Origin of the sequence: Psychrobacter sp. FME5, from assembly GCF_014861375.1 — a bacterium.
Classification (GTDB): domain Bacteria; phylum Pseudomonadota; class Gammaproteobacteria; order Pseudomonadales; family Moraxellaceae; genus Psychrobacter.
On record NZ_RRYX01000213.1, the window covers coordinates 1 to 1,669 of the forward strand.

Annotated in this window: 2 protein-coding genes; one reads left to right on the forward strand and one right to left on the reverse strand. The window is 40.4% G+C overall.

The window, feature by feature from the left end; genetic code table 11:
• Nucleotides 1-73: 73 nt before the first annotated feature.
• The gene (locus EI161_RS14230; RefSeq protein WP_318779376.1) at nucleotides 74-235 is read left to right on the forward strand and encodes a TOBE domain-containing protein; all 162 of its coding nucleotides are present in this window, start codon (nucleotides 74-76) and stop codon (nucleotides 233-235) included.
• Between the two features lie 125 nt (nucleotides 236-360).
• Here the strand turns inward: EI161_RS14230 and EI161_RS14235 are convergent, their stop codons facing one another.
• Nucleotides 361-1,290, reverse strand: a complete 930-nt coding sequence (locus EI161_RS14235) for a LysR substrate-binding domain-containing protein (RefSeq protein WP_192529911.1) — start codon at nucleotides 1,288-1,290, stop codon at nucleotides 361-363.
• Nucleotides 1,291-1,669: the final 379 nt, after the last annotated feature.

Here is a 1,669-nt window from a genome sequence, read left to right on the forward strand (position 1 = left end):
ACTTTGATGCTAGCGCATCTAGGTCTTTTTTTCACCTCGCATTTGGTATTGCACTTCATGTGTTAATCTAAGAATTAAAAAAGGCCCAGTTTCTACAGAAGTGGTTATCGATGTCAATGGGTCGGAAATTGTCTCTAGCATCACCACAGGATCGGCTGAAAGCTTAAACCTGAATGTTGGAGATGAGGCAGTCGCCATCATCAAAGCAAGTAGCATCATGGTTGGTAAAGAGTAATTATAAGCATATAAATTATAAGCGTTTTATAAACAAATAAAAAAGCACTCAAGTTTAATCTTGGGTGCTTTTTTTGAATAATTTTTCAGCTTTATGCTAAGTTTAAATGCTAAAAGTTAGGTGCTTCATTGACTAAATTGCTTTTGACACAGCTCCATAAAGGCGCGCCCATATTGGCGGATTTCTGCGTCATCACGGACTGCCATCCAACTGGTAAAGCGGCCGAAGTGCTCGATTGGGATAGCCGTCAAGTTTTGATAATGACTGGGTTCAAACGCCATCTCCGCGATGATGCCAATACCCAAGCCAAGCCCCACATAAGTGCTAATCACATCCGCATCAAGCGCTGCTAGTACAATATCTGGCTCCAAGCCTGCCTCTTCAAAGGTTTTGTCAATCGCACCGCGTCCAGTGAAACCACCGTGATAGGTCACGATGGGGTAGCTGGCAAGGGTTGGTAGATCGATAGATTCTAGCCCTGCAAGCTCATGGTCGCTTGGTACGATGACGCGATGCGTCCAATCATAATAACGATAGCAACGCAGATAATTATTGTGTAGCAAAGACTCCGTGGCAATGCCAATATCGGCTTGGCCGCGTATCACCATTTGCGCGATAGTCTCAGGATCTGCCTGTTGCAAAATCAAATTAACCTTAGGGAAACGTTCTTTGAATGCCTTGACCACTTGCGGCAACACGTAACGCGCTTGCGTGTGAGTCGTGGCAATGGTCAGTGTACCGATATTAGGATTATTAAAATCAAGGCTAAGGTTTTCAATGGTACGGATTTCTGCAAAAATGGATTCAATATGGGGCATGAGTGCGGTGCCCATTGTCGTCAGTCCAGTTAGGCGTTTGCCTTGGCGTACGAATACTTCGGTTTTAAGTTGGTTTTCAAGTGCTGCAATATGCTTTGATAGGCTTGATTGACTGGTATGCAGCACAGTAGCCGCTTGACTTAAGTTATAACCATTGATCACCGTATGCCATACTGTTTCCAACTGTTTGAGTTGGATTTGTAAATGCCGCTGATTGACCACTACGTCGATTGCCATAACTTAATCCTATTGTGTAAATATACAAACCCTGTCTGTATACATAAAATAAAAATGTACAAATATACAGTGAGCTGCCAGTGTAAATCATAGCTATTATTCTTGTATATAATAAATAGCTATGAATTTATAGTAATTTGGAATATAGAAAGTCTATTCTACGACTTTTAGAGAGAATAATATTCATTGGCACGCATAAATTTTAATTAAAGAGATAGTCAATAAGGTTTCAAAACAATTTAATATTAAAGAAGGTCTATGATACATCCTGTTACTAACTCGAAATACATAATTTGGCTTATAGGGGCTGTATAGAATTGGGAAATAGTTGAAAAAAATAAGCAACGCCTTACACTCTTGTTTACCACAACAAAGAGAA